A 23,485-nucleotide genomic window follows, 5' to 3' on the forward strand; every position below is an offset into this window, starting at 1 on the left:
GCTGAGGATCATGTCGAGCTACGTGCCATTTACCCAGGAGGAAATCGACAGAGCCGCGCACACGTCCATTAAAAGCATTCTGGAGGCAAAGGGCGAAAAAGTCCTTCGAAGCGGCTCTGAATGGATGTGGGAGGATAACCACAGCGTCAAATTCCGTGATTACTATTTTTACGACCACAATACCGGCGACAAAGGTACCGCCATTGACTTTCTGTGCCTGTTTTTCGATATGCGCTTTCAGGACGCTGTTACTACCCTAATCCACAAAGATTACGGCGGTGCCGAGTTTGTCCGTTGCGCGCCCTCTGAGAGGAAGAAGAAAGCATTTCAGCTTCCTCCGCGCAACCGTACCATGTATCGAATGTACGCCTATCTTACACAGGACAGGCGCATCGATCCTGAAATCGTAACTTTTTTTGTACATAAGCATGACCTGTATGAAAGCGCTCAAAAGCATAACGCCGTGTTTGTCGGGCGGGATGGAAACGGGAAGCCCCGCGCGGCCCATGAAAAGGGAACTCTCTCCGACCGGCCGTACCGGTGCGACACCCCCGGCTCGGAAAAAGAATACTTTTTTAATTACTTTGGCGGTTCCAACCGTCTCTATGTGTTTGAAGCGCCGATCGACCTGATGTCTTTCCTGACCCTCAAAAAGAATACAGACTGGAAACGCCACAGCTTTCTAGCCCTTGGCTGTACCGCAAGCCGCGCCCTGATCCGCTTTTTGCTGGAACACGACAATATCACGGATATTTGTCTCTGCCTTGATAACGACGCGGCCGGACGGAAGGGTGACGATCAGATTGCAACCATGCTGGAACGACTCCAGGACGGAAAAGCAGAAGAAATCCCGCCAGAGGTTTTAAAAAAACTCCGGCGGGATTATCGCGTTTTGGTTATGAAATCTCAGTTGAAGGATTGGAATGAGGATTTAAAGGCCGAAAACCAATAAAGGAGAAAAAATATGTCTCAGAATGATTGGAGCCAGTTTATTCAAGTAATATTGAGCCTTTTATCAGGCGGGCTATTCGGAACTTTGATTATTCTTTCTATAAAATGGATTAACAGCCGAAAGAGTATCAAAGACCTGGATGCCAAAATCGGAGATCCCGGCAATGTTACCCTTGTCGGACTTCTGGATGACAAAATCGGGACACTGGACCATCAGTCGTTAGCCGGATTAATAGGGAAATTAGACCATACCACTTTAAGCGGTCAAAACATTAGAATTCTAAATGAAATCGAGATTTGTCAAAATAAAATTGGAAAAATATATGAAAATGAACAGGTGAACTGGGAACAAATGTCCGCGAGATTCAATCAGATGGAACAGAGTGTTGCGGCACTGGTTACCTTTGCACAGGCTATGACCAAACTTCAGAACAGTACCCTGCTCCAAGAAGAGGATCAGTTAAAGCAGGAATCCATTCGGCTAAAGCAACAGCTAAGCGCTCTGCAAAAAAGAGGTGGAAATCAAAAATGAGATATACTCGAATGGCTGTCGCATTGCTTTTATTGCTGCGTTTTGTTAATATGAAGTCGGGAAATAATGATCTGAAATGGGGGACTCCTATGGATTATGTAACCGTCTGCGGCATAATAATTTTAATCTGCGGCTTTGCCTTTGATATCTGGAAAACCATAAAGGGCCGGGAAGCCTCAAAAGATGAACACGATGGAATAAAGGACAATGATAATAAAAATCGAGAATTATTGTCGAAAGATTCTGAAATAAGAGGCAAAGATCATGACCGGCTCAGTGAAGAGCATAACCGGCTGAGTGAGGAACACGACCGGATCAGCAGCGAATTGACCGCAAAACACGATGATCTCAAAGGCAGGCAGGAAAGTATTGTTCAGTCCACTTCGGATATCAGGACTTCGGTTGTTTCCATCGACAAACAGCTGGCTGTAGAACAGGCAAAACGCGAAGCCATGCTGGAATCCATGTCTGCTAACCAGAGAGACATACACAGCCAAATCAATGCCATCTATGCTCTAAACCAGCTTGTTCCAAAGCTGGAGTATAAAAATCAGGCACTATCAGAAAAATATGAAAACCTGCAAAACCAATACAATGACCTGAAAATTCAACATCAGGATCTTTTAACGAAATACCAGGCGTTAAAACAAGAACGTCAAGAACACATTGAAGAACTAACCGAAAATTCCAAAATTGAAGAGGATCTCTCCCAGGACGGCCGCAGCAGACCATGTGAAATTCAATTTCCTCAATCACTTGCACCTGACGCCAGGTGCTATTTTTATGCCGTTTTTCAGGAGGTAACAGACATGTTAAATACCATTGCAATGGTAATCGGGATCGCATCAATTATGGGTATTGCGGTTCTAGTTTTCGTCGACCGGGTAAAAGGAAACCTGAATATTAAATCCAAGACGGTCGGTGACGGGCAATACGGTACCGCACGCTGGGCAACCCCGAACGAAATACGAAAAACATACCAGATCTTCCCCTATGAGCCCATGAAATGGCGTCAGGGAAAGCATTTACCTGACGATGTATCGGGAGCCACCGTTTTAGGCTATGTGAAAGCAGGAAACCGCATCTCCGCAAGAGTGGATACTTCCGACAGCCATACGTTGATCCTTAGTACAACCGGCGGGCGTAAGACAACCGGCGTTCTCTATCCGAACCTTGAATACGCCTGCGCCTGCGGCGTCAGCTTCATTGTCACTGACACCAAAGGCGACTCGTTCCGCGATTACGCCGGAATCGCACAGAAATACTACCATTACAACATTGCGGTGATCGATCTGAGGCATCCGACACGGTCCAGCGCCAACAACCTCATGCACCTGGTCAACAAATACATGGACTCATTTAAGGATACCGGCGATCTTCAGGACAAGGCCAAAGCGGAACGGTACGCGAAAATCGTTGCAAAAACCATCGTTCACATGGACGGTTTCGTCTCAGGCGGTCAAAACGCTTTCTTTTACGATGCCGCCGAGGGCCTGATTTCCTCAACAATCCTGCTTGTATCCGAATTCTGTAAGGACGGAGAGCGCCACATTGTCAGCGTTTTCAAAATCATTCAGGAACTGCTTCAGGTAAAAACTCCTGTTATGACAACGCCGTCCGGCCAGAAGGTAAAGCCGAAAAATGAATATCAAAAGCTGATTGAAATGCTCCCTGCAGAGCATAAGGCACGCTGGCTTGCCGGTGCTGCATTAATTTCGCCAGAAGCCAGTATGCACAGCGTAATGTCTACGGCCATGAGCCGCCTGCTCTCCTTTATCGATTCCGAGTTGGAACAGGTTCTTTGTTTTGACTCAGAGATCGACGCTGAAAAGTTCTGCAACGAGAAAACAGCCATTTTCATTGTTTTTCCGGAAGAGGACGAGACAAAATATTTCCTTGTTTCTTTATTCGTTACGCAGCTTTACAACGAGTGCTTATCCGTCGCCAGTCAAAACGACAAAAACAGATTGCCGCGGCGAATCAATTTTTACCTGGATGAATTCGGAACCATGAACAAATTTGATAACGCGGTGTCTATGTTTACAGCAGGGAAATCAAGAAATATCATCATGTACCCGATGATACAGTCTCTTTCGCAATTACAGGAAAAATACGGACGGGAGGGCGGCGATATTATCGTTGACTGCTGCACCAACGTTCTGATCGGCGGCTTCTCCCCTTTGTCAAAGGGCGCGGAAGAAGTTTCCCGTGCATTGGGGAACCAAACCGTACAGTCTGGCAGCATCAATCACAGCAGCAACGGGGCGGAGCGAAGAAATGACTCCATAAGTATGCAAATGATACCGCAGCCACTTATGACTGCGGAAAAGATTCTGCATATGCCGGACAACCAGTGGATTCTGATGAAAACGAGGCGGTATCCCACTCTCACGGTAATGAAGCGGTTCAACGAATGGGGCATTCAGTTGGACTGTCCTTACCATATGCCTGAAAACGCGGCCAGAACGGTTCACTATGCCAGCGCGGAGAATTTAAAGCAAACCATTGCGAAGCAATTTCTCTCTTCGTCCATACCGGAACAGAAAGCACCGGCGACTGGGGTTCACAAAGAACAAATCAGCGACGATTTCATCTAAATATAAAGGAGCGTTTAAATTGGATACGATCAAGATTATCGGTCTGCCGGTGCCTGTTTCCGAAAGAGGGCATCGCATTGTTATAGACGAAAACATCAGACGACAATATGGGATTCCGGAAAACTGCACGGTACTCATGGAGCATACCGCGTCAGACCAGATCCGCATCATTCCGAGCAATGCAAAACCGGCAGAGAACCGGATTCGTAAATTCATCAGCGCCGGACGCTTTAATCTTCCCAAAGAATGGGTAGAAGCAAATCACATTAAAATCGGGTCGTTCGTCCATTTGGTCTTGACGGACATCGGCATCCTGGTCTGTCCGAACAGCCTGTGCTATCATGCCCCATCGGAGGTGCCGTCATGGTGCTGAGGGGGTACCCTTTAAACATTTACAGCAACAGATCCATTCACCTGCCCAGGAACCTCTGCCGCGTCTATGGGTTTCAGGAACCGACAAAATTAATCCGCCGGGTATGTACCGGCGGATTCTTCTTTGTGCCTTTTGATCAAGGACAGCTCAGCCCGAGTGAAATATTGGTTTCGCTCCGTCACGAAATCCTCTATCTGCCGTCGCAGTGGCTGATCCGTAACGGCCTGAAGCCTGGGGAATCCGTGCTTTATCTGACCGCGACGGAAAAGGGATTTTATATCTTGGCAAGACCGGAATTTCCGGCAAAATGAAACGAACTAGGCTTACGTCCGGTTTAAGGAAGGGAAAAAAGAATGAAATATATCGGAATATTGTTGTTTTTGCTCCTGCAAATAGCTATAATGGAAAATAAAGACGAAACACTGCTCTGGGGGATGAGTATGAACATCGTAGCTTATGTCAGCCTAGCTGTTGTCATTTTAGGATTCTTCATCGACATCTGGAAATCAATAAAAGACAATAAGAGCTTGAGTAAAGAGCATGATTCTTTGAGTAAAGAACACAATTCGTTGGGCAAAGAGCATAATTCCATACAGGAAAACAGCAATCACAACAAAGAATTGCTTTCGGCCGAGCATGCTCGATTAATAGATTCTTCGGCAGAAATCAAAATTTCTGTAAATTCGATTGATAAGCAGCTGGCCGTTCAGGAAGCTCGGCGTGAAGCGTTGGAGAAAACACTCACTCCGGAACAGCTTAACATTAAAAGTCAGATCAAGTCCATATATGCTCTAAATACACAAATGGAAAATCTGCAAGTGGAAAACCAGGAGTTGAAGCGACAGATTTCTTCACTCATGCAAGAGAAGCAACAGCTTCAGGATCAATTATTGCAGTACGAAAATACAGAAGATGAAAATATGACTCCGAAATTTGGCCTTTAGAACCGGACGCACTTTGAAACGCTCATGCTCTTTACCGAGGATGAGCTTCTTTTCGTCTGCCTAGAAATCTTCTATCTGCCGTCATAAGTGCTGATCCGCAACGACCAGAAGCCAATCTGTTAGACTCAATGGTAACTTGGAACGGAAGGGGAAATGCAACCTTGTGCTCATATTTTGTTAAATTGCATCAGTGGATTGGTTTCCTCTCTCTGCCATGCCGGTTTCTATATTTTCCTTATCAGGTTATCGTTCCATTCTTTATGTGATAGCTAATGTTATGCTCCCTACAAAATCGAACTACGATTTCAGCCTGTTCATTGTAAAACGCTCTATGTTTCGTAAATGCTGATATCTCCTTGCTGTAATTTGTCCGACCGAATATAATGCGTTTTGCAAATGATACTGCATTTAGGATTTCCGTTAAATCCTGCTGTATAAGGTTCGGAGTTGGGTAAGGCTCAATACTCACCCATGTTTTGCACCCCTTGACGTGGAGTGCTTTAAGGGCCGCAATTCGTTCGGCATAAGACGACGCACCGGGTTCAGTTCGTCTTCGGTAATCCTCATTAAGCGATATAAGCGTTATTCCATATTCATTATCAGCAGACTGCTCTGCCAACTCAATGGGCAATAACCCTTTAGTTAGAACGGTACAACGAATGCCGGCAGAATTTAGTTTTTTTATCGCCGCCATACTCATTTCCCCGATTTCATCGTATCCGTACATGAATGGATCGGTGGTAAAGCATAGCTGGACTGATTCAATCTTGGATTTGAGTCGAGGTATTTCGCGATCGAGGATTTCAAGGGTATTGCTCACGAGTTTAGGCTTGCACCATTCTTCGTAATTTGCCACCTTGCCAAATCTTTTAGCCATGAGGAATGCGTAACAAGGGTACAGGCAACCATGTGAACACCCTAACACGTGATTCATCGTATAATCTCCATATTCAACGCCCGTTTTGTAGAGCATAGATTTCCGCATTATAGTGTCCATATTTTTTAGCTCCTTTTCCGTAGGCAGAGAGTTTTACCTTTGCCTTCTTGCCAAAAGGCTGTAGGCTTGCCTTTATCGGTAAATGCTGGCGCGCGCTGCACATCAATGTAACCGATCTTTTCGAGTGTTTTTAAAACAGATCCGCTACGACCGCTACTTAATCGTGCAAGGTCGCAAAGCACACCGTACTCATTATAGAAATCGGCTAAGAACTTGTTTAGGCGGGTAGGTATGGGGGTATCTTCAAGCAACGTCTTGACCCGCTCCATCAGCATATCATCGCTGACCATTTCGTTTTCAGCTGTCTGCGGCATAATGCTTAATTGCCCGCTGTTCTGTATTTCAATGACCAGACGGTCTGTGCGCTTGGCTATGTTATCTGCCATCAATATACAACCGTCCGGGTGGTTCGTAGCATGAACCATGCGGTATTTTGGGTGCTGTCCGGCTTTCAAGCGAATCGGCATATCCAAAACATAAGTGTAATTTCTACGCAAACGCTCTTTATACTGTTGAGAGAATTCCTTTTCTGCTTCGTAGCAGTCAATCTTTCCTGTGCTGTATGCGTCAATAACCGTTTGCCAATAATCGCCACCCGCAATGTCGTTTAATTCCTGAATTGAGTCCAAAACAGAGCTGTCATATTCTTCGAGGTCGCTGAAAATTTCATCCTCCCTCTCACGGAAGGCAACCTTCATAACCCTACAAGCCTCACGAATAAATCCGAAAGAGTTTAGGTTTATCAATAACTCTGCAGTACTGAAAGCAACTGCTAAGGAGTCAAACAAAGTTGCATTTAGAACCTTTACACCGTATGGGTCAACATAAAGGAAAACATTCAATGTGCGATTTAATGACATCGCATTTTGAAGGAGAGGCTTTATGTTGTCCTCAAACTTACCTCCAATGACCTCACAACGACTACGATGCTGGGGAGGAATATTGGTATCGAGATCTTGGTAGTGATTTAATTCAATAAACTTCATACTGACCGTAGGCATTGGATAGCGTCCATGGTAAGCCTCAATGCTTTTGTCCAAACTCTGCAAAGCTGTTAGCGGAGAACCAGGCTTGCCATCATCAAACTTCCCTTTGCCCGCAAAGCAGTCCACATAGAGGATCGGATTACCCATTGACAGTATCTTATTAAAATAAGGTACCATATAACAACCGAGAAGTTCATCCTTGACTTCCGACCAGATTTTCTTATGTTTAAAAAAATCGCTATTGTCTTTGGGCATGGTATTCCCCTCCAAAATTCAATTATCGTGGCTATATTGTTTGCTCATCCATAAGATGAGATTTCCATTTTAGCTAAAGCCTTTAGTCTTATTACGCATTGCTATGATATGCTTATCATCAGAATGTATTGTTTGCTATTAATGAGCCAAGGGCTTGCAATCCCTCTTCAATAGAATCCAGAGGAAATTGCTTAAAGCACTTCTTCGTTTTTTTGACATATATTCCTCCCCAAAAACTCACTACATACAAACTGCCAATTAGTTGCTATAATCGGCCGTCGGACCGAGCTGCCAATTATTGCTAAATTGCACATTGAGCAATTTGCTGTGTAACAACATAGTACTGTCTAGAAAATATTCCATTTCAATATTATATTCTCCTAAAACAGTAAATTCAACGAAATGTGCTAAGCGATACAGTTGCCCAATATATGGCTTCAAAAAATGTGCTAAAACTATCAGGTTCAACATTAAAGATAATTAAAGCTGAAACAATTATGTATGCCACGGCTAAAGCACAAACTGATAACAATGCTTCCTTCTGCTTTTTTAATACAGAAATAATAATTTCGAAGTTCTTTGAGTATCGTAGTATTTTAAAAGCCCGAAAAACTCGAGCGCTGCGAATCAGTCTCATTATACGTAGCACACGAAAACTATTTCCAAGAATATTAAAAGACGGCAATATGCTCAACAAATCAATAATACCCCACAGAGTAAACGGATAAATTATGAAAGATATCATACCCCGGTGTAATTTTTTATCAGCGGTCGCTAAACGCATAGCATAATCGATTATAAATATTGTCACACAGATATTGTCAATACCAGCAAATAAATCAGTTTCTTGTTTAAATGCAAGCGGAACCAAACTGACAACAATGATTGCAATCATTGTGAAATCATACAATCTGCTATATTTGTCGCCTTCCGCAGCAGGTTCAATTATTTGATATATACGATTCCTGATTACCAATTCCAGTAACCTCCGATAGCCACTCGGGTATTTTGTCAAAACCGTTATTATAATAGAGTTAAGTAATGCACCTTTGCCAGAAAGTCTGTAAAGTTATTATTATATATGCTCTTTAAATGGTATCTTAAATTCTTCTTCCCCGATTTTTATAACTCTTTCACCATTAATTGGGTCCCCAATAATGATAGAATTTCTAGCATAGTGAAACATTCGATGATGATTTGAGCAAACAATAATAACATTTCGGGGATCTTGTGATCCATTTTTAGATAACTCTTTTATATGGTGTGCTTCACAATATTCATTACCATTATCCATTTGGAACGAGTGACCACACAACTGACATTTGTGACCATAAATTCTTTTCAACTGATTTACTAGTTTTTGATATCGTTTAACCCTAGTATTTTTTTGTTCTACAGTTTCATTTTCAGGAACATCGATGTCTTCGTCCATATCTTGAGCAAATCTTAGATTAAATTGAGGACTATCAGTAATCATAATATCATCGCCAAATTGTGCATCTGAATCGCCCTCCAATAAAGACAGTTCTTTTTTACTAATATAAAAAATTGTGTCTTCGAACTGTACAAGAATCCAGTTGCTAAGTTCAGCTTTTATCTCATTACCACAAAGTGGACAACTTTTGCGTTCTTTTTTCTTAACTTCTATTTTGGCACCCAAAAATGTTTGAAGTTTTTCAAGTGTTACGCTCTCACTTTCTGATTGTAGTTCTATGCACCTTATAGGAGAAAAACCTGTTATCTTCGAAACCCATGAAACACCCATACCACTGTTTAGCCATTGTTGTGCTGTCCTTGCTGAAAATAATTCCGTAGAAACTGTGTTTACGCAATCATGCATTATTTTAAACAGCATGCCATAACTAGCAGTGTGTTTTCTATCCTTAGCTGGCTTTAGATAAGGAGTTCCATCATAGTTTATAAACAGTTTATCTTCGGTAAGAGATTGGCTCTCCAAAATATTTGTGCGAATATTCAAATAAATCCTCAACAACTCTACTAGTTCCTCATCGAGTGGTAATGGCGTTCCATTTAAATAAAGAGTCGCTCCTTCTATATTCAAATCCTCTACATTTAAAGATGCTATCGTTAAAGCTTTTAGAGCAAGTTTCAAAACCAGCTTAGTGGTAATAATGGAAACAAAATGCGGGTAAATTTTTAGTCTATTATTGTCTTTATATTTGGATTTCCGAAATTCATCGTAAATTTCATTTTCAACATCTGAGTGGTTACTTAAAAACTTGTCAATACCATCTACAAGATCTTCATATTGTTTATCTGTGGCAACATCTTTGTTTTCTGTTTCCTTCAATTTCGAGATTACGGTATGCGATCTTTCAATGAAATGTGACTTCATGTCAACATTAGTAAAAATTTCATTTTTGATATTATAATCGTCAGATAACGTTTTGAAAAATCCAGTTAGATATGTAATATAGTTTTTAGCTGTTACCTGTCCTGTGACAGATCTAATTGAAATATAGTATTCTAAACTTTCAATCAGATCATCTTCATTGAGCTGCGTAAAATAGTCATTATCAAATTCTTCATTATCTTCAGATACACCGAATTTTTTATACAGATACTCAATAAATACTTTTTGCTTTGTATTGCTATTATCTCTTTTACATTCTTTCAAACTAAATAATGGCATAAAATCACCTCATGTCGCTACACATTACTTCAACCAAACTGTATTCTTGAAATTCTTTTGTGGGTCTGCCTGACATTGCTATTATCTCCTTTTTTCAAAGTAATGCTAATTGCAACAGCCTACCTAGCAAATATTTCCTTTCACTATTATATTCTTATTTAACAGCAAAATCAACGAAATATGCTAAGAATGGTATAAAAATGGACGTACCCGCCTTTCACACCGGTAACGTCCATTTTCTTTGTCACCCGTTTTGTTTTGCTTCGACAAACCACCGGTCCTGCTCCCGCCAGAGGTACTTTTCCCGGCCCTGAATCCGGCAGGTGTAGCGGATCCCCGCGCCGCCGGCCTTGAGCGACGCGGCGGGCCGCACATCCAGCACCCGGTCGATTTCATACATCGCTCCGTCCGCCCACCAGATCGCGAGGGGGAGCAGCCGTCCGTCCTCGTAAAAGCGGGCGATCACATCGACATATCGTTTACAGGACATTCAGATCCCCCCCTTTTAAAAGTAACCGACCGGATGAATCGTATGATCCCTTTTGGGATCAAAGCCGGAGAGCTGCCGGTCCGTCAGCAGAACCGCGGGCTGCACCGCAAAACTCCCGAACCTGTTCTTCAGCCAGTCCACCGCGCGGTCCAGATGCTCCAGCCGTTCCCGGCCCGCCTCATCCCGGTACAGGTTGGCCTGGGACGGAACCGTGTCCGGTACTAAATCCGCCATGCTGATTCCGATGCTCCGGATCGGCCGTTCCCATCGGTAATGCTTTCGGAACAATCCAAGGCCCGTTTCGGAAATCTCGGAGGCGATATTGGTGTAGGAGCCCATCGTATGCTGACGGGTAAAGCTGAGCAGCTGGTTATCCCTCACGGTGACGCAGCAGACCGTCCTCCCCTTGAAGCCCTGTTCCCGCAGGCGGCGCGCGACGCTGTCGGCCAGCACATAGAGGATGATCTTGACATTCTCGTCGTTTTTGAGATCGCGGGGCGTAGTCGTGCTGTTGCCGACGGATTTGACCGTCGGCTGATTGCCGTACCGCGCCACAGGGGAGCAGTCCAGGCCGTTTGCAAAGCAAGAAAGGACCTCGCCCCATTTGCCGAACCAGCCGCGCAGCGTTCGCTCCGGTGTGTTGGCCAAGTCTCCGATCGTGTGGATTCCGTAACGCTCCAGCTTTCGTTTCGTCGCGCTGCCGACGTACAAAAGGTCGGAGCAAGAGAGGGGCCACGCGATCTCACGGTAATTATCCTTTCCTACCCGGGTAATCGCATCGGGCTTTTTGTAGTCGCTGCCGAGCTTCGCAAAGATTTTGTTATATGATACTCCGATGCTCACGGTAATCCCAAGCTCGTTTTTGATCCGGCCGCGGATTTCTTCCGCAATTGTCATTCCGTCGCGGCCCCGGGAATCTGCGGTCACATCCAGCCAGCATTCATCAAGCCCGAACGGCTCGACGAGGTCGGTATAATCGTGATAAATCCGGCGGGCCATTTGTGAAAAGCGCATGTATAGTTCATAGTTCGGCGGCACAATGACAAGATCCGGGCATTTCTGCCTTGCCTGCCAGAGAGCTTCTCCGGTCTTGACATGATACCGTTTCGCGATCTGGTTTTTCGTCAGGATAATGCCGTGCCGCTGCTCGACGTCGCCGCCGACCGCGACCGGCATATCACGGATTTCCGGACGGTGCAGACACTCGACCGAAGCATAAAAACTGTTACAGTCACTGTGAAGAATAATCCGTTCCAAATTCCCACTTCCAAACACATGTTCTTGTATTAGTATAGAACAAGTGTTCTAAAATATCAAGTGTAATAAAATCCAATTTAGAGAATCGGTTATCCGGTTCTTTTTTATTTATTAGGGAGGATGTTCAAAATGGAATCATTTTACCTTTGCAATACCGCAGCACTGGAAGCCAGACTCTCAAAATCCGCATTCAAGGTCTACTCCTTTTTATCGCTTGCGGCAAACAGTAAAACGCGGGACAGCTTTTATTCCCGTGCCAAGATTGCCGCAAGGTGCCGGATCAGTAAATCCACGGTCATCCGGGCCGTAAGGGAGCTTTGCCAAAAAGGACTTTTGGCAATTCGGAGAAGGTTCAAGGAGAACGGCAGGCAGACATCAAACCTTTACGTTCTTCTCGACAACCAGCAGCTAAATATCAGCACAGAAAGGAAACAGGATTCCGAGATAAACAGCAAATGCGATCAACAAGGCATTCAAGGAAAGATACGCCTATTCAAATGCAATCCTGCCGCGCATCAGGCCGATCTACCGGCAAACGCACTGAAAGTCTACACATACCTTTCCCTGCGCGCGAACAGCACGGGGGAGGCCTTTCCGTCCAAAAGGGAAATGGCCAAAGATTGTAAGATCAGCGTATCCACCGTATTCCGAGCTGTTAAGCGCCTGATGACAGCCGGATTGCTTCATGTCATTTCTCAAACACGCAAGGAGCTTTTTGGAAACAACGGAACTGCCGCAAACAGGTATATCCTGAAATGCCCGGATCCTGTTGCAAGCTGCGCTTCCTCTTGCAGTCAAAGCGGAAACTGCAAACATCCGGCAGCTAACGTCATTCATGGATTCAGAATATTAATTGCCCTTTTTTTCGGCATCAAGCGTGACAAGACTTTTCTCTTTCCCTCTCTGACACCCTCCCCTATGTCATGGGTGACACCCCTAAGAACTACCTTCAAAATTAAGACAAAGCAGAGAAAAGAATACTCTTACTCTATTCTAGCTAAGAGTAAGAGTCTGCATTTTTATTCAAAGTTGATCATATAAGGCAATTGTGTCCGTCTGTCCGTCATGTTTTCGACCGGCGAAACGACCATCAGATTACACTGGAATAAAAACAGGTATCTCAATCCACTTCTTGTCTAGCTATTTTTCTCACTTTTCTTGTCATAATTTTATCAAACAATTATTTATGATGATTATTCCTATAAATTATTCTAAGATGTATATTTAAGGAGGAAATTTAATTGCAAGCAACAACTGTAGAAGAATGGTTAGAGGAATGGCTGGATACGTACATAAAACCTCCCTGTAGGAAAGAAAACACTTACCAATGTTACAAATTTGTTCTCGGTGTAATAAATTCGCTCCGTCCTGAATTATCGAAGTACGGATTGACCGACGTTGATGAATTGTTCTTGCAAAAGCTGCTTAATCAATCCGCTCAGCATTACTCAAAATCGACCATCAAAAAAATCCGGACTGTCTTTAAAGAAGCATATACCGTTGCTATGAGAAATCATAAATGCAATGAGAATCCGGCGTTATCTCTGACTATCCCGGAAGATGCTCGCGAAAAGGAGATTCATGCGCTAACAAGAGAGGAAGAGTTAAAAGTTATGGAAGCCGCTAAAAATGATGTATTAGGGCACATCGCGATTTTTATGTTACTCACCGGAATTCGCTCCATTGAACTTAGAAATTTAAAATGGGAAGATTACAATTCAGAAAGTGGGGAAATTACGATCAGAAAGAGCAAGACAAAAAACGGTATTCGGGTAATTCCGCTTCTCTCAGAAGCCAAAAAAATCATTGAAAATCAGCCACATTACTGTGAATATATATTTACATCTACAATCAAAAAGCCGGTAACAAAAACGGTTTTAAGAAGACTTTACGAAAGGCTCCGTAAAGCAACCGGGATTGACATTATTACAAATCATGTTTATCGTCACTCGTTCGCGACCAGAGCCGTTGAAAAAAAGGTTGATTACAAGGCGTTGTCAAAAATTCTGGGTCATAAGGATGTTGCGTTTACACTTCATCGATACGCCGACGCCGAAACAGCTTTCCTCCATGAACAAATGGAGATGATGGAAAAAAAGCCAATATCCTCCTTGAAAAGAAATATTCGATATAAGGTCGCCACTCACCGCCGATAACAGCATAAACCCAAAGGCTCATGCAATCCGCATGAGCCCTGTTTTTTATCTGTCCCAAGTTGGGACAGATTTCAATCATCCACATATTCCATTATGTCACCCGGCTGGCAATGAAGAATCCTGCACAGTGTCGCGATTGCTTCAGTAGAGACATTATCTCCTCTGCGAAGATTTTGTAGGGTACTTTGGGATAGGATACTTTCTTTCCTGATGCGGTACGTCGTAAGCCCCTTTTCCTGCATTAGCACAAACAACTTCTTGTACGAAATAGGCATATATAAAATTCTCCCTTTTGAAACTTATAATTATCTTATCACAGCACAAGCACGGTATAAAGTGTAGATTTCAACAAATATATACACTTCATTTCGTGCATATTAACACTAGAATATGCACGTTATAACGTGTATAATAGATTACAAGATCAGGAAGGGGAAATGAAAGATGGTCCGAGTGGCATACAATGTCAAGATATTCCTCATTATATTTCTTTCCATCATGCTGTTGGCTTTGGCAGGATCTAGTTTAAATCTACTGTCTATCGCAGCTCTTGCCTGTTTCGATATGACCGGAATCAGACTGCTATGGAAATCCGCAAGCAGTGATGAAAGGAAAATCGAGAGGAAAAGGCTACTGGAGATGCAGCAGGAAAATAAAATCAAGCGATCCGTTAAAACGAACCGCGCAGCTTAAAAATCTTCTGGAGGTTAAAAAATGTACGAAATTATGAGACTTGCAAAGGAAAAGCTGAATCAGGAAGAAAAAGACTTTTCGGGAGGGCAAAAAGAAAAGGTCATCTATAAAGAAGTATCTCAAGCCCTTCAATCATTCTGTGAAAACGAACGGTTTGCCCGCGCCGTGATAGAAAACCCCAAAACCCTTTCGGATTGCTGCAAATCGGTATTTTCCGGCTGGTCGGGTACCGGAATCTCCGATCTGGAAGTCTACAAACGCGCGGCCGGATTCTATTTCCCACAAGCGACGGTACGCTTCCATATGGAAATCTGCCTTGACGCGAAAGACTCTGGCAGCTCTGCCGGCGGCGAGATTATTTCTCTGCTGGATCTGATATGAAAGGGGAATTCAACTAATGCTACTTAAAAAAGAAACTCTTACCATTCCCGTCAGCGCCTGTCCTAAAGTAAAAGCGGAGAAGAACCGGCATTATTACTACGCCGCCGGTGTAAATGCTGTTCCGCTTCCCCGCTCCGGCGAGATCTTGGCCGTCGACATCTATCGTCTTGATACCGGCAGGCTAGTGCTTCGCTTTTTCTCGGACGGCAAGAATTTTATCAATTACGCACCTGAAGAGCAGAACTGGAATACCTGTAAGGTATCTTCCCAACTGGATTGCTGGCACGGAGACATGTATGCTACGGAAAAGGCTCTCAAGGTGGTTCGCAAGAGGATTAATCACAACAAGGAGTCTTCCTACTATAGCGGCATTTTAGGCGAGATAGACACCTTTGTGGAACACATTCATTCAGAAAAATCTCAAAAGGCCCAGGAACGGAAATATGCGTTAATGGATCGCCATTTTTCCATGTTCCCGGATTATCCGAAGAATTTACAGAGCTTCTGCGAAAAACAGATATTTGGCTGGACGTATTTTTTCATCAGCAAGATTAATAAAGGTTCCAGAACCGCCGCCTGTGGTCATTGTGGGCAAACCTTTACCGTTGACCGCACGATCAGGCAGGGAGCAAAAGGATGCTGCCCGCACTGCAAGACCTCCGGCAAATACTACGCCGATTGGCAATCGGCTCCAAAAATCAACAAGGCAAAGATCTGTGTCTGCCACAAATCTCACGGAAATCTTCTGATTCGCTGGACAAAGGTGCTGCGCTCATTTAAAGATCACAAGGTAACTTATTCCTTTGAGGATTATTATCGGAACCTCTATCTACCTGTTAATGGAAAACGGATAATTTATGCTTATGCACAGGAATCAGTCTGGCCCTACGGTTATGACTGGTACAGACGGAAGAACGGCTATGTCAATTATGAGAGCACCTACCTGTACACATCGAATCTCCGCCAGGTCTTCAGCCGGAATTATTATCACGTAGATCTGGCTGCGGAACTGAGAAAGAACTGTCAGCCGATTGACTTTCCCTCTTTACTGGACAATCTAAAAAACATTCCGCAAACCGAATACTTCCTTCGGCTGGGCCTGTACCGGATCGCCGCGGATCTGGACAGCGAAATTGATACGGCAAAGCCGATCGGACACACATTTTCCGACGTGTTAAAAGTCAGCAAACAATATCTTCCTCTGTACCAAAAGTACAATATTTCTCTGAGCGAGCACCACATCATCCGGTTATCGCGGACTTGGATAAGCGAAGAAAGTTTTCTAAAACTACGTACCTTGAAGCTGCCTTTCTGGATTCACGACACAATCTCTGAATTGCTTTCCAAAATGTCTTTTGAACGGTTCGTCAATTACTTTACAAAACAGAAGCTCCAATATAAAAAAACGAGCATTGATCAACTTATGACTTGGTATCGCGATTATCTGTCGATGTCTGAGCAATTGAAAATCGATCTCAACAAGAAATCTATTCGTTTTCCATCCAACCTAAAGGAAGCACATGATAAACTTTCCATGAGATTCATAGAAGTGAAGAATCAGGTTCTCGATGAACAGTTTAGATCTGCAAAAGAAGCCTTGTATTCCGAGCTCAAAGAATACAGAACCGATGAATTCCAGATTGTCCTGCCGCAGAGCCGGACCGACTTTATCCGGGAAGGTCAGGCGCTGAATCACTGCGTGGGAAACAACATGTATTATCAAAATCATCTGAAGGGCGAGCGCATGATCTTTTTCATCCGCAAAACTTCCGAACCGGACAAGCCGTTCTTTACGATGGAGCTCGATATGAAACGGCTGCTCATTTTGCAGCTCTACGGATTCGGAGACTGCCATGCCCCCTCCGACGTGACTAAATTTGCAAATTCGTTTCTAAAGGCTCTGAAGCCATCGAAATTCACAGAAAGCAGAAAGGTAGGATAAGTGTGGAAACTATGACAAAGGTCCGTGATGCGGAAATCATCGCCGCCGAAATCTCCGCAATCAAAGAGCAAACAAAGCGATTCATACTTTCAGCCAGCATTGAAATCGGCCAACGTCTGACCGAAGCAAAAGATCTGGTGCAGCACGGGGAATGGAGCCGTTGGCTTCTGGAAAAATGCGAATTCAGCCAGCGGACCGCCGATAATCTCATGAGGATATACCGGGAGTATGGGAATACGGAAATTGAGAGCGGAGATCCAAATTCGCAAACGCTTGCGAATTTGACATACAGTCAGGCAATCGCGCTCTTTGCCATTCCTTCTGACGAACGGGCCGATTTCGCCGCAGATCACGATATTGGCTCCATGAGCAGCCGCCAGCTCAGGGAAGCGATTCAGGCGAAAGAGAAAGCTGAAAAAGAGAAAGAAGAAGCGGAGAAAAAAGCAGAGGAAATTCAGAATAAGCTGGAAGGTACAAATAAGCTTCTCGAAATCGCAAACGAAGGCCGGGATAAGCTGCAACAAGCCTTAAAACAATCTGACGACTCAAAGACTTCGGCAGAAATTCAAGCGAATCAGGAAATTCAAAAGCTGAAAGAGGAACTAGCCTCCGCTAAAGCTCCTCTGTCCCCCGACCCGGCGGAAGTAAAGCGGATGAAAGAAGCAGTGCGTAAGGAAATTGAAGCGGAGTATCAAAAAGAATCGGAACAACTATCCCTTGAAAAGAAAACGGCGGAGGAAAAGGCGGCCGAGATTGAAAAAAAGTATCGGGAAAAGATTAAAGCCCTGAAGCTGGATAAGGAATCCATCCTGGAACGGCAAAAGGCTGCGGAGAAGCAGTTGTCCACAATGGCCCCCGAAGCGCATCAATGCACCGCGTATCTGAACAGCATCCAACAAAATTTCCAAAATATCAGGTCCATTGTCAACAGCCTGAAAGATAAAAATCCGGAAATGGCCCAAAAACTGAATACCGGCATGAAAACCATCTTGACTCAGCTTTTAGCGCAGATATAAAAAAAGCAGGGCAAGCGCCCCGCAATTTATTCCAAATATTTCTTGCAATTTCTGAATGAGTAGTTTATAATGTTCCTCGTGGATAACAAAAAAAGCATCCACAGGGAACCAACCGTCGACCAAACGATTGGAACCCATGCGCCATAAGGGTTACGAGGCCCCATATGACTTGTGAACGCCGTTTATGCGCTGTTCATTGTAACACGCATTTCGGATACATGTCAAGAGTCTGTACCCTTATGTGGCAACGAGGGTGCAGACTTTGTTTTTTCACCAAATCATCCACAGTGATAGGCACTGTGTACCTCTTGTTTCGACTGCTCCGCAATCGATGCGCGAGGTTGGCGCACATTGAAAATATTTCTACCAATCGGTCTGAACGATTGGGGAAATTACAAAAACGTTTCTTGCTGGGGGGCGGAAACACCAGAAAACGCAAAGCCGACACAGTCGCTGTTGCGATCAACTGTATGTCGCGCGATGATCCCGGCAAGTGATAATGATACTTCTGCCTTGAACGCCTCACCGCATTGGGCAGGCCTCGACGAATGAAAGGCTGGAGAAAAGCAATCTCCAATGTAACTTTGTAATATATACTTTATGGTAACCCCCGTTGCGACAAATTCCTTCGGGGGACTTATCATAAAATCAAATGCTTAAAACTTAAACACTTGATTTTATGATAACAAGAGAAGAGATATGTATCCCTTCCCTGCTACCACACCTTTGGCTCCCCAAGTTGGACTCGAACCAACGACCCTGCGGTTAACAGCCGCATGCTCTACCGGCTGAGCTATTGAGGAATATGAAGATGTTGGCATCACCTATTGTTCCGGGCCGTTACCAGCCAAGTATCTTCGGCGCAGATGAGCTTAACTTCCGTGTTCGGAATGGGAACGGGTGTACCCTCATCGCAATCGATACCAACTATATTCAACTATTCAATGATCTAACTTGGTGACCCGTGCGGGAATCGAACCCACGTTAACGGCGTGAGAGGCCGCTGTCTTAACCGCTTGACCAACGGGCCATATCCAACATCTTTTCAGCCGGCACGGAGGTCAGGGCCTCTGACCCCTTTCCGACTTCCACTTGGTGCACCATCAGGGATTCGAACCCGGGACACCCTGATTAAGAGTCAGGTGCTCTACCAACTGAGCTAATGGTGCATAGACCATGCGGTCAGCACGCGCCTCCGGCGATTAAACCATCGGCTTACGGGAACTTCCCGCGCTGCTTTTTCAGATACATATCGTACCCTCAAAACTGAACAAAACTGGAAGCAGAAAAAGGGAAATGAAGGGTCGAACCAAAAATATGGTCAAGCCCTCGGCCTATTAGTACTGCCAAGCTGAACACGTTACCGTGCTTACACACGCAGCCTATCAACCTTGTAGTCTTCAAGGGGCCTTACCAGCTTATGCTGTGGGATATCTAATCTTGGAGTCGGCTTCACGCTTAGATGCTTTCAGCGTTTATCCGATCCGCACATAGTTGCCCAGCTGTGCCATTGGCATGACAACTGGTGCGCCAGAGGTGCGTCCATCCCGGTCCTCTCGTACTAAGGACAGCTCTCCTCAAATATCCTGCGCCCACGACAGATAGGGACCGAACTGTCTCACGACGTTCTGAACCCAGCTCGCGTACCACTTTAATCGGCGAACAGCCGAACCCTTGGGACCGAATACAGCCCCAGGATGTGATGAGCCGACATCGAGGTGCCAAACCTCCCCGTCGATGTGGACTCTTGGGGGAGATCAGCCTGTTATCCCCAGGGTAGCTTTTATCCGTTGAGCGACGGCAATTCCACTCTCATACCGCCGGATCACTAACTCCAACTTTCGTTTCTGCTCGGACCGTCATCCTCGCAGTCAGGCCAGCTTACGCGTTTACACTCTTTGGCACGGTTTCCGTCCGTGCTGAGCTGACCTTTGAGCGCCTCCGTTACTCTTTTGGAGGCGACCGCCCCAGTCAAACTGCCCGTCTAACAATGTCCCCCGGCCGGATTCACGGCCGCAGGTTAGAATTTCAGCAACTTAAGGGTGGTATCCCAAGGGTGACTCCACGGCAGCTAGCGCCGCCGCTTCACAGTCTCCCACCTATCCTGTACATAAATTACCGAAACCCAATATTAAACTACAGTAAAGCTCCATGGGGTCTTTCCGTCTTGTCGCGGGTAACCGGCATCTTCACCGGTACTACAATTTCGCCGGGCGGGTAATTGAGACAGTGCCCAGATCGTTACACCTTTCGTGCGGGTCGGAACTTACCCGACAAGGAATTTCGCTACCTTAGGACCGTTATAGTTACGGCCGCCGTTTACTGGGGCTTCAATTCAATGCTTGCACATCTCCTCTTAACCTTCCAGCACCGGGCAGGTGTCAGCCCCTATACGTCATCTTTCGATTTGGCAGAGACCTGTGTTTTTGCTAAACAGTCGCCTGGGCCTATTCTCTGCGGCCTCATTTCTGAGGCACCCCCTTCTCCCTAAGTTACGGGGTCAATTTGCCGAGTTCCTTAACTACCCTTCTCCCGTTGGCCTTGGAATCTTCTTCCTGTCTACCTGTGTCGGTTTGCGGTACGGGCGCATCGGATATCCCATAAGACTTTTCTCGCCCTGCTCTGCGCATGCTTCCCTACTTGATTTCGGTCCCTTACGCCCGGGTCAACCAACGCCCGGGTCATGCCCTTTGCAGGTGTCATCTTACTTAAATCCTTCTGCGGCTACGGAATGTCAACCGTATGTGCATCGGCTACGCCTCTCGGCCTCACCTTAGCTCCCGGCTTACCTGGAGCGGACGAACCTTCCTCCAGAAACCTTAGACTTTCGGCCAATATGATTCTCACATATTTCTCGCTACTCATTCCGGCATTCTCACTTGAATGAAATCCACCGGCGCTTCCGCTCCGACTTCAACTCTCATTCAACGCTCTCCTACCATGCTCAAACATTCTCCAAACCTTCAATCGGCGCTCCATTTCAACCTTACTGTGAAATTTCGCGGCGCTTTGCGCCCGCTGATCCGGAACCTTTTCCTTCCTCTTCCGCTTCTGTGCGGGAAAGAGGCTTTCCGCAGCGCTTCCGCGCCGCCAGATTCCGCTTCTCAACTTCCTGAAAGCATGGAGAATATTTGAGCATCCCAAGCTTCGGTACACGATTTTAGCCCCGTTGAATTTTCGGCGCAGGGTCACTCGACCAGTGAGCTATTACGCACTCTTTTAATGAATGGCTGCTTCTGAGCCAACATCCTGGTTGTCTAAGCAACCCCACATCCTTTGCCACTTAACCGTGTTTAGGGACCTTAGCTGTGGGTCTGGGCTGTTTCCCTTTCGACAATGAAACTTATCTCACACTGTCTGACTCCCGTACATCAATTATCCGGCATTCTGAGTTTGATAGGCTTCGGTAGCCTTTCGGCCCCTAGACCATTCAGTGCTTTACCTCCGGTAATCTAATACGAGGCTAGCCCTAAAGCTATTTCGGAGAGAACCAGCTATCTCCGGGTTCGATTGGAATTTCTCCGCTACCCACACCTCATCCGCTACCATTTCAACGGGAGTCGGTTCGGTCCTCCATGGGGTTTTACCCCCACTTCAACCTGGACATGGGTAGGTCACCCGGTTTCGGGTCGAATACAACTGACTTCATACGCCCTGTTCAGACTTGGTTTCCCTGCGGCTCCGTCCCTGAAGGACTTAACCTTGCCAGTTACATTCACTCGCCGGACCATTCTACAAAAGGTACCCGATCACCCATTGACGGGCTCTCGGTGCTTGTAAGCACAAGGTTTCAGGTTCTATTTCACTCCCCTTCCGGGGTGCTTTTCACCTTTCCTTCACAGTACTCTTCACTATCGGTCACTGGGTAGTATTTAGGCTTGGAGGGTGGTCCCCCCATGTTCCCACCGGGTTTCACGTGTCCGGCAGTACTCGGGATACAGCCCACTGCGCTTTCCCTTCGCATACGTGACTTTCACACTCTTTCGTCGACCTTTCCATGCCGTTCTGCTCAGGATTGCGTACTTTTTGGCTGTCCACACCCCCGCGGGCATTGCTGCCCACGGTTTGGCCTCTTCCGCGTTCGCTCGCCACTACTTGCGGAATCTCGGTTGATTTCTTTTCCTCGCCCTACTTAGATGTTTCAGTTCAGGCGGTTCCCCCCGTGCAGCTATGAATTCACTCCACGGTGACTGGACATGACTCCAGCCGGATTGCTCCATTCGGACACCTATGGATCAATGCCTGCTTACGGCTCCCCATAGCTTTTCGCAGTTAGCCGCGTCCTTCTTCGGCTCCCAGTGCCAAGGCATTCCCCTTGCGCTCTTTGTAGCTTGACCATGTGATTCTTTGGTTCTTCAAAATTGTAGTTTTTCTATCAGATTAATCTTGTTAGAATAACAACTTTTTCTCGCTTTATCTGCTTCTCGCTTTATTCAGTTTTCAAGGTACAACCTGAGGTTGACGCACGTCGCGGGTCAGCTTTCAGTTCAAAGAACCTTGCCTGTCGCGGCCTTTCCCAGCCATCAGATTACACACAATACTCTTTTCCATTTGCATGGACCAGAACATCATATGGACACACAGTGTCTTTCATCGCGCCTTTGCCCGCTGGTTTCCCAAACTTGCTGTCGCGGACTGAAACCCCGTATGTAATTTTGGCTCCCATTCCGCTTTCGCTTCCTGTTTGCCGTTTCCAGACTTTTGCCGCATCCATTTCCGCGACATTCCGCTTCCTGTCTCCAGAATGCTTCAGCGCGTCGTGCATGCAGGCTCAGCCTGCTGGTGGGCTTAAGTGGACTCGAACCACCGACCTCACGCTTATCAGGCGTGCGCTCTAACCGGCTGAGCTATAAGCCCATATTTCTCCGGCTTTGAGGCTATCCGGTCTTTCTGCCACTATAGCCAGTATTTTGCAGACTTCCTCTGCGGTTCTCTCCGCGACCGCGAGCCTTTTCATTTCTGAAACGCCCCGGCGCGTCGTGACCGCGGACTTCAGTCCGCTGGTGGAGATAAACGGGATCGAACCGTTGACCTCCTGCTTGCAAAGCAGGCGCTCTCCCAGCTGAGCTATACCCCCGTATTGGAAGCTATTCAACTGATTGGTTCTTCCTATGCTATCTCTGAGAAGACCGACACACAGTGTCTTTCGCCGCGCTTTGGCTTTCCGGTTTCCCGGGCCGCTTTGCCGCGAACACAAGACCTTTGTGCCGCCAGCTTTCCTCCGCACCCATTTCCGCGGCGTTCGGCGTTCTGTTTCCAGTC

Annotated in this window: 19 protein-coding genes, 5 tRNA genes and 2 rRNA genes; 11 read left to right on the forward strand and 15 right to left on the reverse strand. The window is 45.7% G+C overall.

Annotated elements, in window-relative coordinates; translation table 11 throughout:
* Positions 1–10 precede the first annotated feature (10 nt).
* The 6 genes from HCR03_RS04715 (at position 11) to HCR03_RS04740 (ending at position 5,397) form a co-directional block, all read left to right on the forward strand.
* The gene (locus HCR03_RS04715) at positions 11–952 is read left to right on the forward strand and encodes a DUF3991 and toprim domain-containing protein (protein ID WP_187036902.1); all 942 of its coding nucleotides are present in this window, start codon (positions 11–13) and stop codon (positions 950–952) included.
* A 12-nt stretch (positions 953–964) separates the two neighbouring features.
* Positions 965–1,483, forward strand: coding sequence for a hypothetical protein (locus tag HCR03_RS04720; RefSeq protein WP_187036903.1), 519 nt, complete (start codon positions 965–967; stop codon positions 1,481–1,483).
* A gap of 89 nt (positions 1,484–1,572) precedes the next feature.
* Positions 1,573–4,080, forward strand: a complete 2,508-nt coding sequence (locus tag HCR03_RS04725; protein ID WP_187036905.1) for a type IV secretory system conjugative DNA transfer family protein — start codon at positions 1,573–1,575, stop codon at positions 4,078–4,080.
* A gap of 19 nt (positions 4,081–4,099) precedes the next feature.
* The gene (locus tag HCR03_RS04730) at positions 4,100–4,453 is read left to right on the forward strand and encodes an AbrB/MazE/SpoVT family DNA-binding domain-containing protein (RefSeq protein WP_187036908.1); all 354 of its coding nucleotides are present in this window, start codon (positions 4,100–4,102) and stop codon (positions 4,451–4,453) included.
* A gap of 125 nt (positions 4,454–4,578) precedes the next feature.
* Positions 4,579–4,764: a hypothetical protein gene (locus HCR03_RS04735; RefSeq protein ID WP_187036910.1), complete on the forward strand. Its 186-nt coding sequence runs from the start codon at positions 4,579–4,581 to the stop codon at positions 4,762–4,764.
* A 42-nt stretch (positions 4,765–4,806) separates the two neighbouring features.
* Complete coding sequence (locus HCR03_RS04740) at positions 4,807–5,397, forward strand: hypothetical protein (RefSeq protein ID WP_187036912.1); 591 nt, start codon at positions 4,807–4,809, stop codon at positions 5,395–5,397.
* Between the two features lie 238 nt (positions 5,398–5,635).
* Here HCR03_RS04740 and HCR03_RS04745 read toward each other — a convergent pair whose 3' ends face one another.
* The 6 genes from HCR03_RS04745 to HCR03_RS04770 all read right to left on the reverse strand — a co-directional run bounded on the left by HCR03_RS04745 (position 5,636) and on the right by HCR03_RS04770 (position 12,035).
* A complete protein-coding gene (locus tag HCR03_RS04745; protein ID WP_228725105.1) occupies positions 5,636–6,331 on the reverse strand; it encodes a radical SAM protein in 696 nt (231 codons plus the stop codon).
* Between the two features lie 68 nt (positions 6,332–6,399).
* Positions 6,400–7,635: a three-Cys-motif partner protein TcmP gene (tcmP, locus tag HCR03_RS04750; protein ID WP_187036917.1), complete on the reverse strand. Its 1,236-nt coding sequence runs from the start codon at positions 7,633–7,635 to the stop codon at positions 6,400–6,402.
* A 394-nt stretch (positions 7,636–8,029) separates the two neighbouring features.
* Positions 8,030–8,611 carry an ion transporter gene (locus HCR03_RS04755; RefSeq protein WP_187036919.1) on the reverse strand — a complete coding sequence of 194 codons (582 nt, stop codon included), beginning with the start codon at positions 8,609–8,611 and terminating at the stop codon, positions 8,030–8,032.
* Between the two features lie 99 nt (positions 8,612–8,710).
* On the reverse strand, positions 8,711–10,288 hold the full coding sequence (locus HCR03_RS04760) for an HNH endonuclease (RefSeq protein WP_187036921.1): 1,578 nt from the start codon (positions 10,286–10,288) through the stop codon (positions 8,711–8,713).
* Positions 10,289–10,532: 244 nt separating this feature from the next.
* On the reverse strand, positions 10,533–10,778 hold the full coding sequence (locus HCR03_RS04765; protein ID WP_187036924.1) for a hypothetical protein: 246 nt from the start codon (positions 10,776–10,778) through the stop codon (positions 10,533–10,535).
* Positions 10,779–10,793: 15 nt separating this feature from the next.
* Positions 10,794–12,035 (reverse strand): Y-family DNA polymerase, encoded by a 1,242-nt coding sequence (locus tag HCR03_RS04770; protein ID WP_187036926.1) that lies wholly within the window; start codon positions 12,033–12,035, stop codon positions 10,794–10,796.
* 129 nt (positions 12,036–12,164) lie between these two features.
* Here HCR03_RS04770 and HCR03_RS04775 point away from each other — a divergent pair, with 129 nt between their 5' ends.
* Together HCR03_RS04775 and HCR03_RS04780 are read left to right on the forward strand one after the other, a co-directional pair.
* Positions 12,165–13,076: a helix-turn-helix domain-containing protein gene (locus HCR03_RS04775; protein ID WP_187036928.1), complete on the forward strand. Its 912-nt coding sequence runs from the start codon at positions 12,165–12,167 to the stop codon at positions 13,074–13,076.
* A 200-nt stretch (positions 13,077–13,276) separates the two neighbouring features.
* Positions 13,277–14,191: a tyrosine-type recombinase/integrase gene (locus tag HCR03_RS04780; RefSeq protein WP_187036929.1), complete on the forward strand. Its 915-nt coding sequence runs from the start codon at positions 13,277–13,279 to the stop codon at positions 14,189–14,191.
* Positions 14,192–14,262: 71 nt separating this feature from the next.
* On the opposite strand, the gene HCR03_RS04785 is transcribed toward HCR03_RS04780, so the two are convergent.
* Complete coding sequence (locus tag HCR03_RS04785) at positions 14,263–14,466, reverse strand: helix-turn-helix domain-containing protein (protein ID WP_187036931.1); 204 nt, start codon at positions 14,464–14,466, stop codon at positions 14,263–14,265.
* Positions 14,467–14,905: 439 nt separating this feature from the next.
* On the opposite strand from HCR03_RS04785, the gene HCR03_RS04790 reads away from it, so the two are divergent.
* From HCR03_RS04790 to HCR03_RS04800, 3 genes are read left to right on the forward strand one after another with little or no spacing between them, the layout of a single operon-like run.
* Entirely contained in the window at positions 14,906–15,265 is a 360-nt protein-coding gene (locus tag HCR03_RS04790; protein ID WP_187036933.1) for a hypothetical protein, read from the forward strand.
* A 16-nt stretch (positions 15,266–15,281) separates the two neighbouring features.
* Positions 15,282–17,207, forward strand: coding sequence for a PcfJ domain-containing protein (locus HCR03_RS04795; protein ID WP_187036935.1), 1,926 nt, complete (start codon positions 15,282–15,284; stop codon positions 17,205–17,207).
* A gap of 11 nt (positions 17,208–17,218) precedes the next feature.
* Positions 17,219–18,223: a DUF3102 domain-containing protein gene (locus tag HCR03_RS04800; protein WP_187036937.1), complete on the forward strand. Its 1,005-nt coding sequence runs from the start codon at positions 17,219–17,221 to the stop codon at positions 18,221–18,223.
* Between the two features lie 727 nt (positions 18,224–18,950).
* Here HCR03_RS04800 and HCR03_RS04805 read toward each other — a convergent pair.
* The 8 genes from HCR03_RS04805 to HCR03_RS04840 all read right to left on the reverse strand — a co-directional run bounded on the left by HCR03_RS04805 (position 18,951) and on the right by HCR03_RS04840 (position 23,300).
* Positions 18,951–19,026 (reverse strand) — tRNA-Asn (locus HCR03_RS04805).
* A gap of 9 nt (positions 19,027–19,035) precedes the next feature.
* Positions 19,036–19,151: ribosomal RNA gene (rrf, locus tag HCR03_RS04810) — 5S ribosomal RNA — on the reverse strand.
* A 27-nt stretch (positions 19,152–19,178) separates the two neighbouring features.
* A tRNA-Glu gene (locus HCR03_RS04815) sits at positions 19,179–19,253 on the reverse strand.
* Positions 19,254–19,316: 63 nt separating this feature from the next.
* Positions 19,317–19,392 (reverse strand) — tRNA-Lys (locus HCR03_RS04820).
* A 148-nt stretch (positions 19,393–19,540) separates the two neighbouring features.
* Positions 19,541–22,560 (reverse strand): 23S ribosomal RNA (locus HCR03_RS04825).
* A gap of 191 nt (positions 22,561–22,751) precedes the next feature.
* Positions 22,752–22,988 (reverse strand): hypothetical protein, encoded by a 237-nt coding sequence (locus HCR03_RS04830; protein ID WP_066649249.1) that lies wholly within the window; start codon positions 22,986–22,988, stop codon positions 22,752–22,754.
* A gap of 15 nt (positions 22,989–23,003) precedes the next feature.
* Positions 23,004–23,080 (reverse strand) — tRNA-Ile (locus HCR03_RS04835).
* A gap of 144 nt (positions 23,081–23,224) precedes the next feature.
* A tRNA-Ala gene (locus HCR03_RS04840) sits at positions 23,225–23,300 on the reverse strand.
* Between the last annotated feature and the right edge of the window lie 185 nt (positions 23,301–23,485).

This window comes from Caproicibacter fermentans (genome assembly GCF_014303955.1).
Classification (GTDB): Bacteria; Bacillota; Clostridia; order Oscillospirales; family Acutalibacteraceae; genus Caproicibacter; species Caproicibacter fermentans.